At 68.2% G+C, this 14,848-nt stretch carries 13 protein-coding genes; 10 read left to right on the top strand and 3 right to left on the bottom strand.

What is annotated here, in order from left to right:
- Window positions 1–103: 103 nt before the first annotated feature.
- On the bottom strand, window positions 104–1,612 hold the full coding sequence (locus Q0V34_RS11940) for a UxaA family hydrolase (RefSeq protein WP_297512152.1): 1,509 nt from the start codon (window positions 1,610–1,612) through the stop codon (window positions 104–106).
- Between the two features lie 161 nt (window positions 1,613–1,773).
- On the opposite strand from Q0V34_RS11940, the gene Q0V34_RS11935 reads away from it, so the two are divergent.
- From Q0V34_RS11935 to Q0V34_RS11905, 7 genes are all read left to right on the top strand, one after another.
- On the top strand, window positions 1,774–2,847 hold the full coding sequence (locus Q0V34_RS11935; protein ID WP_297512002.1) for a LacI family DNA-binding transcriptional regulator: 1,074 nt from the start codon (window positions 1,774–1,776) through the stop codon (window positions 2,845–2,847).
- A 108-nt stretch (window positions 2,848–2,955) separates the two neighbouring features.
- Window positions 2,956–4,419 (top strand): glucuronate isomerase, encoded by a 1,464-nt coding sequence (gene uxaC / locus Q0V34_RS11930; protein ID WP_297512000.1) that lies wholly within the window; start codon window positions 2,956–2,958, stop codon window positions 4,417–4,419.
- Between the two features lie 24 nt (window positions 4,420–4,443).
- The gene (kduI, locus tag Q0V34_RS11925) at window positions 4,444–5,283 is read left to right on the top strand and encodes a 5-dehydro-4-deoxy-D-glucuronate isomerase (RefSeq protein ID WP_297511998.1); all 840 of its coding nucleotides are present in this window, start codon (window positions 4,444–4,446) and stop codon (window positions 5,281–5,283) included.
- Window positions 5,284–5,433: 150 nt separating this feature from the next.
- Complete coding sequence (gene kduD / locus Q0V34_RS11920) at window positions 5,434–6,201, top strand: 2-dehydro-3-deoxy-D-gluconate 5-dehydrogenase KduD (protein WP_297511996.1); 768 nt, start codon at window positions 5,434–5,436, stop codon at window positions 6,199–6,201.
- A gap of 189 nt (window positions 6,202–6,390) precedes the next feature.
- On the top strand, window positions 6,391–9,120 hold the full coding sequence (gene ppc, locus Q0V34_RS11915) for a phosphoenolpyruvate carboxylase (RefSeq protein WP_297511994.1): 2,730 nt from the start codon (window positions 6,391–6,393) through the stop codon (window positions 9,118–9,120).
- Between the two features lie 695 nt (window positions 9,121–9,815).
- The gene (locus Q0V34_RS11910) at window positions 9,816–10,490 is read left to right on the top strand and encodes a bifunctional 4-hydroxy-2-oxoglutarate aldolase/2-dehydro-3-deoxy-phosphogluconate aldolase (RefSeq protein WP_297511992.1); all 675 of its coding nucleotides are present in this window, start codon (window positions 9,816–9,818) and stop codon (window positions 10,488–10,490) included.
- 6 nt (window positions 10,491–10,496) lie between these two features.
- Window positions 10,497–11,603, top strand: coding sequence for a sugar kinase (locus Q0V34_RS11905; RefSeq protein WP_297511990.1), 1,107 nt, complete (start codon window positions 10,497–10,499; stop codon window positions 11,601–11,603).
- Here the strand turns inward: Q0V34_RS11905 and Q0V34_RS11900 are convergent.
- Together Q0V34_RS11900 and Q0V34_RS11895 are read right to left on the bottom strand one after the other, a co-directional pair.
- The gene (locus Q0V34_RS11900) at window positions 11,600–11,803 is read right to left on the bottom strand and encodes a hypothetical protein (RefSeq protein WP_297511988.1); all 204 of its coding nucleotides are present in this window, start codon (window positions 11,801–11,803) and stop codon (window positions 11,600–11,602) included. The genes Q0V34_RS11905 and Q0V34_RS11900 overlap by 4 nt on opposite strands.
- A gap of 642 nt (window positions 11,804–12,445) precedes the next feature.
- The gene (locus Q0V34_RS11895) at window positions 12,446–12,757 is read right to left on the bottom strand and encodes a DUF1244 domain-containing protein (protein ID WP_297511986.1); all 312 of its coding nucleotides are present in this window, start codon (window positions 12,755–12,757) and stop codon (window positions 12,446–12,448) included.
- Between Q0V34_RS11895 and Q0V34_RS11890 the strand changes: the two genes are divergently transcribed.
- The 3 genes from Q0V34_RS11890 to Q0V34_RS11880 form a co-directional block, all read left to right on the top strand.
- Window positions 12,731–12,913 (top strand): hypothetical protein, encoded by a 183-nt coding sequence (locus Q0V34_RS11890; protein ID WP_197426899.1) that lies wholly within the window; start codon window positions 12,731–12,733, stop codon window positions 12,911–12,913. The two genes, Q0V34_RS11895 and Q0V34_RS11890, sit on opposite strands and share 27 nt — an antisense overlap.
- 54 nt (window positions 12,914–12,967) lie before the next feature.
- Window positions 12,968–14,053 carry a prolyl aminopeptidase gene (gene pip, locus Q0V34_RS11885; RefSeq protein ID WP_297511985.1) on the top strand — a complete coding sequence of 362 codons (1,086 nt, stop codon included), beginning with the start codon at window positions 12,968–12,970 and terminating at the stop codon, window positions 14,051–14,053.
- Window positions 14,054–14,247: 194 nt separating this feature from the next.
- The coding region (locus Q0V34_RS11880) for a hypothetical protein (RefSeq protein WP_297511983.1) at window positions 14,248–14,848 on the top strand (601 nt) is incomplete at its 3' end.

Below are 14,848 nucleotides of genomic sequence, written 5' to 3'. Positions count from 1 at the left end.
GGGCGTTCTCCACGTTAAGAGACTCCCTTGCGGGGCCTTTCATGAGCCAGGTCGACACCGGTGGCAATGGCGTCCGGCGCCGCTTCGACCCGACCCTCATGTCCTAGAGGGTCACCCCCGACTTCCAGATGGCGATCTCGCGCTCGCCGTTCAGTTCGGCCTTGGTCGCCTTGCCGGAGGCCGTGTCGATCACGAGGTCCATCAGGCGCTCGGCCGCGTCGTCCATCGAGACGCCGTCCAGCACCTGACCGGCGTCGAAGTCGATCCAACCCGGCTTGCGCTGGGCCAGGCCCGAATTGGAGGCGATCTTCAGGGTCGGCGCGGGAAAGCCGAGCGGCGTGCCGCGGCCGGTGGTGAACAGGATCACGGTCGCGCCGGCGGCGGTCAGGGCGGTCGACGAGACCGCGTCGTTGCCCGGCGCCTCCAGCAGGGTCAGGCCGTGCGGGCCGACGCGCTGGCCATAGCGCAGCACCTCGACCAGCGGCGCGCGGCCGCCCTTCTGCACCGCGCCCAGCGATTTTTCCTCGAGCGTGGTGATGCCGCCGGCGATGTTGCCGGGCGAGGGGTTCTCGTAGATCGGCTGGTGATTGTCGATGAAGTAGCGCTTGAAGTCGTCGATCACGCCGACGGCGGCGTCGAAGATCTCGCGACTGGCGGCGCGCCGCAGCAGGACGTTCTCGGCCCCAAACACTTCCGGGATCTCGGTCAGGACCGGGGTGCCGCCGGCGTCGGCGACCTTGTCGGCGATGCGGCCGACGAGAGGATTGGCCGTGACGCCGGAGAAGCCGTCCGAGCCGCCGCACTTGAGGCCCACCACCAGTTCCGACACCGGGACGGGCTCGCGGCGGTCCCGCTCGGCGATCTCGACCAGCGCCTCGACGGCGGCCAGACCGTCTTCCAGTTCGTCCTCGACCATCTGGGTGGTGAAGCTTCGAAGCCGCTCGCGGTCGATGTCCGGCGCGCTGTCCAGCAGGGCCTTCAGCTGGTTGTTCTCGCAGCCCAGGCCCAGGATCAGGACGCCGCCGGCGTTGGGATGCGCGGCGAGGCCCGCGATCAGGGCGCGGGTGTGGGTCAGGTCGTCGCCTAGCTGCGAGCAGCCGAACGGGTGGGGGAAGGCATAGACGCCGTCGACGCGGCCGGCGAAGCGGGCATGGGCTTTCTCGGCGATCCGGCGCGCGGTGTTGGCCACGCAGCCGACGGTGCACAGGACCCAGATCTCGTTGCGCGTGCCGACCCGGCCGTTGCGGCGGCGATAGCCCTCGAACGTGCGGGTCGCGCCGGGACCGGGCGCTTCCGGCGGCGCGGGCGCGAAGACATAGCCCTCGACCCCGTCCAGGCGCGTCTCGACATTGTGGACGTGCACGTGGTCGCCGACGGCGATGTCGGCGGTGGCGCGGCCGATGGGCCAGCCGTACTTCAGAACATCCTCGCCCGCCGCGACCGCGCGGATCGCGATCTTGTGGCCCTTGGGAACGGCCGCCTGGGCAACGATCGAGCGGCCGTGAAGTTCGAGGGTCTCGCCCGCCGCCAGGTCGCGCAGCGCCGTGGCGACATGGTCTCGTGGATCGACGGGATGAATCGATTCGGCGAGCGGCGAGGTGTTTTCCGTCATGGAGGCGGCAGCCATTGTGTTTCGTAACGCCAAACGCGGCGCCACCCCTAAAGGTAACCGGTGTCAGGTCCGCCGCAAGGGGGCGTTTCGTCCTAGGTTGGCGACGTTCGCGCGGCTAGAGTATGACAAAACAAGACGTCCTACAGCCGCTTGGAAACGCCGTGAGCTCTTCGAATACGCCGCCCTCGACTCCCGAAGATCTAGAGAATGGCGTCGAAGGCGGCCGTAAGCGAGCCACCATCAACGATATCGCCCGTCTGGCCGGCGTGTCCAAGAAGACCGTCTCCCGCGTGATCAACCAGTCGCCTTTCGTCCGCGACGAGACCCGCGAGCGGATCGAGGCGGTGATCGCCGAATGGGGCTACGCGCCGGACCCGCAAGCGCGAGGCTTGGCGTTCCGTCGCTCGTTCCTGATCGGCATGATCTACGACAATCCGAACCCGCAATACGTGGTCAACATGCAGCTGGGACTGCTGGACGGCCTGCGCGGCTCGGGCTTCGAGCTGGTGGTGCACCCCTGCGACCGCGCCAGCCCCACCTTCCTGGCGGACATCCGCGGCTTCGTCGAGCGCCAGAAGCTCTATGGCGTGGTGCTGCCGCCCTCGGTCTCGGAGGACGAGCGGGTCGCCAAGCTGCTGAATGAAATCGGCTGCGAATATATCCGCATCGCCTCGGTCGAGCTGGACATGCCCGAGCACATGATCGTCGGCCACGACCGGATGGGCGCGGCGCAGGCCGCGCGTCACATCGTGGAGCTCGGTCACAGGCGGATCGCGTTCATTTCGGGTCCGGGCAGCTTCCGCTCGTCGCACGAGCGGCGAGGGGGGTTCGAGGACGGCCTGGCCGAGGCGGGGCTGAAACTGGCCGAGGGCGACATCGTCCAGGGCGCCTACACCTTCGAGTCCGGTGTGGCGTGCGGGGACGCGCTTCTGGCGCGGACGCCGCGGCCCACGGCGATCTTCTGCGGCAATGACGAGATGGCCGCGGGGGTTCTGCAGTCCGCGCGCAAGGCGGGCCTCGTGGTGCCTCGGGATCTGACGATCGTGGGCTTCGATGACTTCCAGATCGCCCAGGCGGTGTGGCCGCCCCTGACCACGGTCCGCACCCCGACCCGGGAGATCGGCCGCATGGCCGCCGAGAAGCTGATCGGGGTCGAGCGGGACGAGCCTCGAGACATGACCAAGACCGAACCGAGCCTGGTGGTCCGGGAATCCTCGGGCCCGGTTCCGGGTTGAGAATTTGCCGGTTCCAGCGGGTTGCATAGAGACATGACACCGGTTACCAAGCGGGCGCGGGCGACCCGTCGCGAAGTCGCCGACCAGATAGGGAGCGGACGCTAAGCCATGCCCAGGCCTCTGAATTTCCACGAGGATCGGCTGTTTCCAGCGGATCCGGCCACCCGGTCCTATGCCCGCGGCCTCTACGCCCTGGTCAAGGACCTGCCGATCATCAGCCCGCACGGCCATACCGATCCGAGCTGGTTCGCCACCAACGCGCCGTTCCAGGACGCCACCGATCTGCTGCTGGCCCCGGACCACTATCTGTTCCGGATGCTCTACAGCCAGGGCGTCAGCCTCGACGCCCTGAAGGTGCGGTCCAAGGCCGGCGTGCCCGACACCGACCCGCGCGAGGCCTGGCGGGTGTTCGCCAGCCAGTTCCACCTGTTCCGGGGGACGCCGTCGTGGGTGTGGCTGAACCACGTGTTCAGCCAGGTCTTCGGATTCACGCAGTTCCTCGACGCCTCCACGGCCGACGCCTATTACGACCGGATCACCGAGGCCCTGGCGACCGAGGCCTATCGTCCGCGCGCGCTGTTCGACCGCTTCAATATCGAAACCTTGGCGACCACCGAGGGGCCGCACGAGAGCCTCGATCACCATAAGGCGATCCGCGAGAGCGGGTGGGGCGGTCACGTGATCACCGCCTATCGTCCCGACGCCGTCATCGACTTCGAGGACGAGCGTTCGCCGCGCGCCTTCGAACGCTTCGCCGAGGTGTCCGGCCAGGACGTCTACAGCTGGAAGTCCTATCTCGAAGCGCACCGCCTGCGCCGCCAAGCCTTCATAGAGGCCGGCGCGACCTCGTCCGACCATGGTCACCCGACGGCCGCCACCGCCGACCTGAGCGACGCCGAGGCCGAGGCCTTGTTCGCCGATCTCGTGAAGGGCAATGTGACGCCGCAAAAGGCCGAGCTCTTCCGCGCCCAGATGCTGACCGAGATGGCCAAGATGAGCCTGGACGACGGGCTGGTCATGCAGATCCACCCTGGCTCGCACCGCAACCACAATGTCGGCCTCCTGAATTCGCACGGTCGCGACAAGGGCGCCGACATTCCGATGCGCACCGAGTACGTCGATGCGCTGAAGCCGCTGCTGACCCGTCTGGGCAACGATCCGCGCCTGTCGATCATCCTGTTCACGCTGGACGAGACGACCTACAGCCGCGAGCTGGCCCCGCTGGCCGGCCACTATCCGGTGCTGAAGCTGGGCCCGTCCTGGTGGTTCCACGACAGCCCTGAAGGCATGATGCGCTTCCGCGAGCAGGTCACCGAGACCGCCGGCTTCTACAACACCGTCGGCTTCAACGACGATACCCGCGCCTTCCTGTCGATCCCGGCCCGCCACGACGTGGCCCGCCGCGTCGACAGCGCCTTCCTCGCCCGCATGGTCGCCGAGCACCGCATGGATCTCGTCGAGGCAGAGGAGCTGATCGTCGATCTGACGTACAACCTGCCTAAGAAGGCCTACAAGCTCGATCAGCGTCCGGACTGGGCTCGCCCCACCACGCTGCGCGCGGCCGCTGAATAGAACACCCTTTCCGGAGACTTCCCGATGTTCGCCAAGACCTATCACGCCACCCATCCGGACATGATGTTCGCGGTCAGCAACGACGACCTGCGCGACCGCTACCTGATGCAGGGCCTGTTTCAGGACGGCCAGATCGTCCTGACCTACAATCACGCCGAACGCTTCGTGGTCGGCGGCGTCGTGGCGACCAGCCCGATCAAGTTGCCCGACCAGACCGAGCCCGCCTCGGCCGCCGGCCACCCGTTCCTGGAGCGCCGTGAACTGGGCCTGATCAATGTCGGCGAGACCACCGGCAAGGTCACCGTCGACGGCGTGGTCTACGAGATCGTGCCGCGTGACGGCCTGTATGTCACCATGGGCGCCAAGGAGGTCACCTTCGAGGGCGTCGACGGCGCCGCGCGCTTCTACCTGGTCAGCCTGCCGGCCCACGCGGCCTTCGAGACCAAGAAGCTGGCCTTCGCCGACGCGATCCCGCTGGAGCGCGGCGCGCTGGAAACCTCCAACGAGCGCACGATCTACCAGTACATCGTGCCGACCACCTGCAAGTCGGCTCAGCTGCTGCTGGGCATGACCGTGCTGAAGCCGGGCAGCGTCTGGAACACGATGCCGCCCCATCTGCACGACCGCCGCTCGGAAGCCTATTTCTACTTCGGCCTCGGCGAGAACGACCGGGTCTTCCACTACATGGGCGAGCCGGACGAGATGCGTCACATCGTGATCGCCAACGAGGAAGCCGTGATGAGTCCGCCGTGGTCGATCCACATGGGCTCGGGCACCGCCAACTACACCTTCATCTGGGCGATGGGCGGCGAAAACCTCGACTATACCGACATGAACGTGCTGGACATCTGCCAGCTGAAGTAGGGGCCTTGGGCCATACGCTTCCGTGTCATCCCGGCCGAAGCGTAGCGTAGAGCCGGGACCCAGGGGGCACGCGCAGCGCGCCGGCCCCTGGGTCCCGGACAGCCTCTTCGAGGCTTCCGGGATGACACGAATTTGGGACAGGAACTCGTCATGGCCAATCCGTTCAGCCTCGAAGGCAAGGTCGCGCTCGTCACCGGCGCCAATACCGGGATCGGGCAGGGGATCGCCATCGCCCTGGCCGCCGCCGGCGCGGACATCGCCGCCGCGGGCCGCAGCGAACCGACCGAAACCCAAGCCGCCGTCGAGGGCCTGGGCCGCAAGTTCCTGTCGATCAAGGCCGACTTCGGCTCGACCGAGCCCGTCCAGCGGGTCATCGACGAGACCGTCGCCGCCTTCGGCAAGGTCGACATCCTGGTCAACAACGCCGGCATCATCCGCCGCGCGGACTCGATCGAGTTCAGCGAGGCCGACTGGGACGCGGTGATGGACACCAACTTGAAGGTCGTCTTCTTCCTGACCCAGGCCTTCGCCAAGCAGGCGCTGAAGCAGGGTGTCGAGGGTGGCCAGGCCAAGGTGATCAACATCGCCTCCCTGCTCTCGTTCCAGGGCGGCATCCGCGTGCCGTCCTATACCGCCGCCAAGTCGGGCCTCGCCGGCCTGACCAAGATCCTCGCCAACGAGTGGGCGACCAAGGGGATCAACGTCAACGCCATCGCGCCCGGCTATTTCGACACCAACAATACCGAGGCCCTGCGCAACGACGCCGACCGCAACGCCGCCATCCTGGCGCGCATTCCGGCCGGCCGCTGGGGCCGTCCGGAGGACATCGGCGGCGCCGCCGTGTTCCTGGCTTCGTCGGCCTCGGACTATGTCCAGGGGATTACTCTGCCCGTGGATGGCGGCTGGCTGGCGCGCTAGCGAAACAAATTCGCGCAGACTGGCGATGGTAGCGGAACCATCGTGCTGATCCGCTTTCCCCGCCCGGGGAACCGCGCTAGAGGGCGCCGTTACGTCAGCGGCCCGGAACGATCCCGGGTCGCCGGCGCCCTGTCTTGACCCCTTCAAGTGTGGAGCGATGGCCGCGGCCGTCGCTTCTGGAGCCCCCGCATGCGCCCACCGGCCCTGTCGATCGAGGTCGACCGTCCGACCAGCCGTCACGTGCGGCGCAACGCCAATCTGCTGAGCGAACTGCTGTCGGAGGCCATCGCCTATCTGGAGGGCGAGGAGGCCGCGGGGCTGGTCGCCCAGGCGCGCCGGGCGGCGTCCCGCGAGGACGAGGAGACCGGCGCGGCGCCGGTTCTGGACCACCTGTTCGCCGACCTCTCGGCCGAGCAGGCGGTGTTCCTGGCGCGGGCCCTGGCCTGCCATTCGCTGCTGGCCAATATCGGCGAGGACGTGGCCGGCCGCCGTCGTCACGCCGAGGCCGAGGCCCAGCCGGGCGACGACCGCCCCCGAACCCTGGTCGACGCCGTGAAGATCCTGCGTGAGCGGGGCAAGTCGGACGAGGAGCTCGCCCGGATCTTCGGCGGCATGAACGTCATGCCGGTGCTGACCGCCCACCCCACCGAGGTGCGCCGGCGCAGCATGGTGGACCGCGAGACGGAGATCTCGCGGCTGATGGCCCTGCGCCGCCATCACCTGCCGGCCGATCTCGACGCCGAGATCCGCGAGGGCCTGTTCCGCGAGATCGCCCTGATGTGGCGGACGCGGCTTTACCGGCCGGAGCGGATCACCGTGAAGGACGAGATCCGCAACGCGATGTCGATCGTGCGGACCTCGATCCTGCCGGCGATGATCGAACTCTATGGCGACTGGACCGCCAAGATCGGGACGCACGGCCACCTCGCGCCGCTGCTGAAACTGGGCTCGTGGCTGGGCGGCGACCGGGATGGCCACCCCGGCGTCAACGGAGCGACCCTGAAACTGGCCTTCGCCTCGCAGTCCCGGGTGATCCTCGACTGGTACGCCGGCGAGGTGCGCAAGCTGTGGTCCAATCTCGCCGTCTCGACGGCCTACGCCCCGGTTTCCGAGGAGCTGCTGGCGCTGGCGGCCCAGACGCGGGATCCGTCGGTGCACCGCCTGGACGAGCCCTACCGCCTGGCGCTGGAGCTGGTGTTCGACCGGCTGACGGCGGTGTCCCAGAAGCTGACCGGCGCGCCGGTGGCCTTCGCGACCGGGACCACCGAGGTCGAGCCGTACGGTCACCCCGACGCCTTCGTGGCGGACCTGTCGGTGATCATCGACAGCCTGGAGCGTCATGGCGGCGAGCGCCTGGTCGGCTCGGCCCTGCGGACGCTGGTCGAGGTCGCCAAGGCCTGCGGCTTCCACCTGATGAGCCTGGACCTGCGCCAGAACGCCGACGTCCACGAGCGGACGCTGGACGAGCTCTTCCAGCGGGCGGGGACGGGGATCGAGTATCTGAAGCTCGACGAGGCCGCGCGCTGCAAGGTGCTGATCGACGAGCTGTCGCACCAGCGGCCGCTGGTCTCGCCGTTCACCGCCTATGGCGAGGAGACCGCCAAGGAGCTGGCCACGATAGAGGCGGCCGCCCAGGCGGTGCGCGACTACGGCCATGGGTGCCTGGGGGCCTACATCATCTCGAAGTCGGCCACCCTGTCGGACATCCTCGAGCCCTTGGTGCTGCTGAAGCAGGTCGGACTGGTCTGGGGCGGGGCCGCGCCGCGCGCCTCGGTCAAGGTCGCGCCGCTGTTCGAGACCATCGGCGACCTGGAGAACGGTCCCGCCGTGCTGCGCCAGTGGCTGGAGCTGCCGCTGTCGCGGAGCATCCTGGGCGACCGGCCGGTGCAGGAGATCATGCTCGGCTATTCGGACAGCAACAAGGACGGCGGCTATGTCGCCTCCCGGCGCGGGGTGGCCAAGGGCGCTTCGGCCCTGGCCTATGAGGCCGACCGGATGGGCGTGGGCCTGCAGCTTTTCCACGGTCGCGGCGGCAGCGTCGGGCGGGGCGGGGGACCGGCCGCCGAGGCCGTGCTGGCCCAGCCCGCCGGCACGGTCCAGGGCCGCATCCGCATGACCGAGCAGGGCGAGATGATCGCCCGCCGCTTCGGCGACCAGCCCACCGCCCGCCGCAATCTCGACGGCCTGGCCGCCGCCGTGCTGATGGCCAGCGAGCGACCGGTTCATGCGCCCGATCCCAAGGTCGAGGCGGCCATGACCGCCCTGGCCGAGGCCTCGTTCCACGGCTTCCGGGCGCTGGTGTACGACGATCCGGCCTTCGAGGACTTCTTCTGGTCGGTGACGCCGATCAGCGAGATCGTCGGCCTGAACATCGGCAGCCGCCCGGCCAGCCGCACCGCCAGCCGCAAGATCGAGGACCTGCGGGCCATCCCGTGGGTGTTCAGCTGGTCGCAGGCGCGGTTCATGCTGCCGGGCTGGTACGGTTTCGCGGCCGGGGTCGAGCGGGCGGGTCTCTCGGTCGAGCAGCTGCGCGACCTGGCCGGAAACTTCGACTTCTTCGCCTCCCTGCTGTCGAACATGGAGCTGGCCCTGGCCCAGAGCCACATGGGCATCGCCAGCCGCTACGTCGCCCTCTCGCCGGACAAGTCCAACGCCGAGCGGATCTTCGAGACCATCCGGCGCGAGCACGACGCGGCGAGCGGCCTGGCCCTGGCGATCCGGGGCGGGACCAGCCTGCTCGACAACCAGCCGGACCTCGCCGAGTCGGTGGCCCTGGCCAGCCGGTCGGTCGATCCGCTGAACCACCTGCAGCTGGAGCTGCTGTCGCGGCGGCGAGCGGGGGACCAGGACGAGTCGTTGCGGCTGGCGATCCAGCTGACCGTGGCCGGCATCGCCGCGGGGCTGCGCAATACGGGGTGAGGTCGCTCCACCCGTCTCCCGATCTCCCAGGCGAATGCCGGGGTCCAGATCGAACACGGGGCGGTAGCGGGATGAGCACCGGTCTTTGGCGCGAGCCCCCAACCCGCTGAGACTGAATCTGGGCCCCGGCATTCGCCGGGGAGGCGGGTTGTGTAAATCGCCGGTTTCCCAGCCACACAAACGTTATCGTTTTCAACCCCTTGCCCGGCCTTAAATCCGTTCCTCGCAGCGCTTGCGCGAACCGCCGGTTTCTGATTATCTCCCGATGAGACCGGTGGCGAAGTGGCCTGGCCAGTTCTCTTCCTTTCTAGGTAACCGGTGTCAAACGTTTCGGTTCGGCGTCGTGGTCGGTCCGTCTCGTTTGCGGCTCTTTGAGCTCGCTCCTGCGCAAACTTTTTGGGGCGTCGGTGCAATCCGACGCCCTCAATTTTGCGCTTCGGGCGTCGCGCGGAGAGGCGATCGACAAGAGGTTCGGGGAAGGAAACGACGACCAGCGATCTCGCGCCAAGGCGCCCAGGACGGGCCCCGACCGGCGCGTTCGGCTTCCTTAGTTTGACGTAGCGGCAAGCCCGGTGTGGCGCCGAGCCGCGACGCGGTCTAAGGGATCGCCCTGAGCCAATACCGGCGAAATCTTGCCCGCGCGGCGGCCAGCTGGGCCATTCGCGCAAGATCGATCCTTCGGGAAGGAGTTTGAGATGGTGAAAGACCGTATGGCGGTGCTGACCGCCCTGATGGACCAGGGCGTGATCCCGGTGTTCTACCACCCCGACGTCGAGGTCTGTAAGAACGTGATCCAGGCCTGCGCCGACGGCGGCGCGCCCTGCATCGAGTTCACCAACCGCGGCGACTTCGCCAGCCACGTCTTCTACGAAGTGACCCGCCACTTCGATAAGGCCGACCCGCGCGTGATCATGGGCGTGGGCTCGATCGTCGATGCGCCCACCGCCGGCATCTACATCGCCAACGGCGCCAAGTTCGTGGTCGGCCCGATCCTCAACGCCGACGTCGCCAAGGTCTGCAACCGCCGCAAGATCCCGTACTCGCCGGGCTGCGGCTCGGCCTCGGAAATCTCGTACGCCGAGGAACTGGGCTGCGAGATCGTCAAGGTGTTCCCGGGCTCGTCGGTCGGCGGTCCCGATTTCGTCAAGGCGGTGCTGGGCCCGATGCCCTGGACCCGCATCATGCCGACGGGCGGCGTCGATCCGGACGAGGCCTCGGTCAAGAAGTGGTTCGGCGCGGGCATCGTCGCCGCCGGCATCGGCTCCAAGCTGATCACGCAGGAGCTGCTGGACGCCAAGGACTACGCGGGCATCTCCAAGAAGGTCCGCGAGACCGTCGATCTGATCAAGAAGGTTCGTGGGAAGGCCTAAGACCAAATGACCGACAATATCCTGAACATCCGCCCGGCTTCGGAAACGAAGTGGGACTGCGCCAGCTTCGGCGAAGTGATGCTGCGCTTCGACCCGGGCTTTGGCCGGGTGCGTAACGCCCGCCAGTTCCAGGTCTGGGAAGGCGGCGGCGAGTACAATGTTGCCCGCGCCTTCAAGAAGTGCTGGGGCAAGCGCTCGACGGCCGTGACGGCCCTGCCGGTCAACGACCTGGGCTGGCTGGTCGAGGACCTGATGATGCAGGGCGGGGTCGACACCTCGCACATCATCTGGCGCGAGTTCGACGGCCTGGGCCGCAACACCCGCGTCGGCCTGAACTTCACCGAAAAGGGCTTCGGCGTGCGTCCGGCCCTGGGGTGCTCGGACCGGGGTCACTCGGCCGCCTCGCAGATCCGCCCGGGCGAAGTGAACTGGGAGAAGCTGTTCGGCGAGGAAGGCGTGCGCTGGTTCCACACCGGCGGCATCTTCGCGGCCCTGGCCAGCAACACCGCCGAAGCCGTGATCGAAGCGGTGGAAGTGGCCCGCAAGTACGGCACCGTCGTCTCCTACGACCTGAACTACCGCGCCAGCCTGTGGAAGTCGCAGGGCGGCAAGGAAGGCGCCCAGAAGGTCAACCGCCACATCGCCCAGTACGTCGACGTGATGATCGGCAACGAGGAAGACTTCACCGCCTGCCTGGGCTTCGAAGTGGAAGGCCTCGACGAGCACATCAGCGCGATCGACCCGGCCAACTTCAAGAAGATGATCCAGACGGCCGTGAAGGCGTTCCCGAACTTCAAGGTCGCCGCCACGACGCTGCGCAACGCCAAGACCGCCTCGGTTAACGACTGGTCGGCGATCCTGTACGCCGGCGGAGAATTCTACGCCTCGATGATGCGCGAGAACCTCGAGATCTACGACCGCGTCGGCGGCGGCGACGGCTTCGCCTCGGGCCTCGCCTTCGGCTTCATGGAAGGCAAGGGCCCGCAGGCCGCCGTCGAGTACGGCGCGGCGCACGGCGCCCTGGCCATGACCACCCCCGGCGACACCTCGATGGTGCGCAAGGAAGAGGTCGAGGCCGTGATGAAGGGCAAGGGCGCGCGGGTCATCCGCTAGTCCGCCTCATCCGCCAAGAATGACGAGAAGCCCTCGGCCGAAAGGTCGGGGGCTTTTTCGTTGGCGAGGGTCTCCAGTCGCGCGAACTCGGCCGAGGCGCGGAATTTTCGCATCTTCTTCCAGACCGTCCGGCGAAGTTGCGCCTTGCGGGCCGGCGGCCAAGCGGGATCGGGCGGGTGAGGGCAGGGATGTCGCGCCATGAGACCTCCTTCCAGGCAGGGCGATGCGCTCCGACGCGGCGCGACGGAGGTGCGGGGAGGGAGCGGGGCGCCGGGACCTCGCCCGGAGCAGAGTGAGAACTACCGTTTCGACGAAGCGCAGCGCCCCGCGCGATCGTTTTCCGGAAGCGTGGCTCCCTGACGCTGTTAGCGCCCGAACGCCGTTGAAGCCTCCGACGGGCGGGCCAGACCGCGAAGTCTGGTCCCGGACAAGCGCCTTTCAGCGCTCCTGTCGCCTCGCCAGCCCACATCTCCCGTCGCTTCTGTGTTCCAGGGCCGACCGCCGTAGGAGAGATGCGGTTGCGGGTTTTCCCCGCGCCGACGAGCGCGCCCGCTCGACCGCCCCCCGAAGCCGCGAAGGTCGCTGGCCGCGCGCCCTCCCCAGTGCTTCGAGGTGGGGAGAGGATAGGGGCGGTTGGGAGAGGGGGGATGAAGAGGCGGTAACGCTCGTGATTTTCCCTTCTCCCCTTGCGGGAGAAGGTGGCCCGGAGGGCCGGATGAGGGGTTGATGAAGGCGACTGGTTGTCCCCGCGCTACAGGCGGTTAGCTCGCGCGACCCCTCATCCGACCGCCTATGGCGGCCACCTTCTCCCGCAAGGGGAGAAGGGTTTTTATCCCGTCCCTTTAAGCGCGTTCGGCTCTGAGTTTCTCGTTCAGCGCCAGGCTCGCCTCCATCCGCGCGAGCTGTTCCGGCGTGGCGGGCGTCTGATGCTTGGCCTTCCATTCGGCGGCGGGCATGCCGTGGACCGCCTCGCGAGCGGCTTCCTTGCTGATCGCCCCGTCCGAGGCCTCGCTGACCCAGTCGCCCAGGCAGTTGCGGCAGAAGCCGGCCAGGCCCATCAGGTCGATGTTCTGGGCGTCGGCGCGCATCTGCAGGTGCTCGACCAGGCGGCGGAAGGCGGCGGCGGCGTGGCGGTCTTCGATCTCGATGGTCATGGGTCGTTCCAAATCTCGTGTCATCCCGGCCGCAGCGTAGCGGAGAGCCGGGACCCAGGGGGAACCGCGGTGCGCCGGCCCCTGGGTCCCGGCTCCGCGGCCCGCAAGCGGGCCTCCGGCCGGGATGACACGGAAAAGCGTGAGTTTCGAGCCTAGAGATTCCCATCTTTCAGCGCGAGAGTGCGCCGCCGCTTTCGACAGGATTCGACCATGGACTTCTCCCGCCTGCGCACGACCAGCAAGGTCACCGACGAGTGGAAATATCCGCAAGGCGAGCCGCTGCGCACGGGCTGGCTGCGGGTCGACACCGCGCCGGATCACGAGCTCTATTGGGAGGAATACGGCCGCGCCGACGGCGAGCCGGTGATGTTCCTGCACGGGGGGCCGGGCGGGGCCTGCGCGCCGGTGATGTCGCGCTTCTTCGATCCCGATCGCTACCGGGTGATCCTGTTCGACCAGCGCGGCTGCGGCAAGAGCCGGCCGACCGTGGCCGCCGATGGGCCTAAGAAGGCCCTGGCGCATAACACGACCGACTACCTCGTCGCCGACATCAACGCCCTGCGGGACGCGCTCGGGATCACCGGCAGGATGCACGTGTTCGGCGGCAGCTGGGGCAGCACGCTGGCCCTGGTCTACGCGATCCGAAATCCTGAGAAGGTGGCCTCGCTGATCCTGCGCGGCATCTTCCTGGGGCGGACCGAGGACCTGCTCTACATGTACCAGGGCAACGCCGCGACGTTCGAGACCCAGCCCTACGCCCTGACCGCGCCGGGGGCCTATATCGCCTATCCCGACGAGTGGAGGGCGTTCGTCGAGGTCATTCCGCCCGAGCGGCGGGGCGACATGATGGGCGCCTACAAGGCGATCTTCGACATGACGCCGACGACCGACGCCGAGCGCGCCCTGCAGCTGCGGGCGGCCCTGGCCTGGTCGGTGTGGGAGGGGACGATCTCGAACATGATCCCGGCCGCTAGCGACCCGGGCAAGTTCGGCGAGGCCGAGTTCGCCCTGAGCTTCGCCCAGATCGAGGCGCACTTCTTCGCCCACGACCTGTTCCTGAAGCCGGACGAGATCACCGATGGCGTCGCGGCGCTGAAGGGCGTGCCGGTCCACATCGTCCATGGCCGGTTCGATCAGGTCTGTCCGCTGACCCAAGGCTCGCGCCTGGTCGAGGCGCTGGAAGCCGCCGGCCTGCCGCCGGCGACCTATGTGCGCACCGACGCGGGCCACAGCGCCATGGAAGGCCAGACGGTGCTGGCGCTGACGGCGATCATGGACGGGCTGGAGCGGATCTGAGGGGGGCGTCCTCGCCCTTCGACAAGCTCAGGGTGAGGACGAATTTCGCCGCCGCGTTTCTCCGGAGCCTCACCCTGAGCCTGTCGAAGGGCGAGGTTCCGCTTCCGCCGCCGATCACGATCGCGCGCCCGCCGGGAACGGCCGACGCGATTCCCGAATTGAATGGAGATCGATAAACCCCGCGAGCTCGGACCATGTCGTCGTTTGCCCCCAGGACCTCTCATCGCGCGGTGGCGACCCTGGCCCTGTGCCTGGGTCTGGGCGTCGCCGGCGTCGCGATGGCCGAGCGTCAGCAGAAGACGCCCCAGACCTCGGCGGAGGCCAATACCGACAGTCTCGGCTCGGCCATGGCCGCGCCGCTGCGCGACATCAATGTGGTCCGTTCGGACATCCCCGACCTGCTGAAGGCGGCCGTCGCCGATCCCTACGCCCCGCCGTCCGCCGGATGCGCGCCCTTGAAGGCCGAGATCGAGCGGCTCGACGCGGTGCTTGGCGACGACTACGACGAGCCAAAGGCCGACAAGAAGGCCGGGGAGGGCATGTCCAAGCCCGTCCTCGGCGTGGTGGCCAGCACGATCACCGACGTGATCCCGATGCGCGGCTGGGTGCGCCGCCTGACCGGGGCCGAGCGTCACGACCAGGACGTCCGCGAGGCGATCAAGGCTGGCTTCGTGCGGCGCGGCTATCTGAAGGGCCTCTATAACGCCGGGACCTGCCAGGGCTCGCGCGTCGTGTTCGTGGCCGCCAAGGCCGCGCCGCCGCCGGTCCGAGTGGCCGCCGCTCCGGCCGCGCCGG

This window comes from uncultured Caulobacter sp. (assembly GCF_947036865.1).
Taxonomy (GTDB): domain Bacteria; phylum Pseudomonadota; class Alphaproteobacteria; order Caulobacterales; family Caulobacteraceae; genus Caulobacter.
Note: the sequence above shows the minus strand (reverse complement) of the source record. Positions and strands in the feature narration are given on the sequence as shown.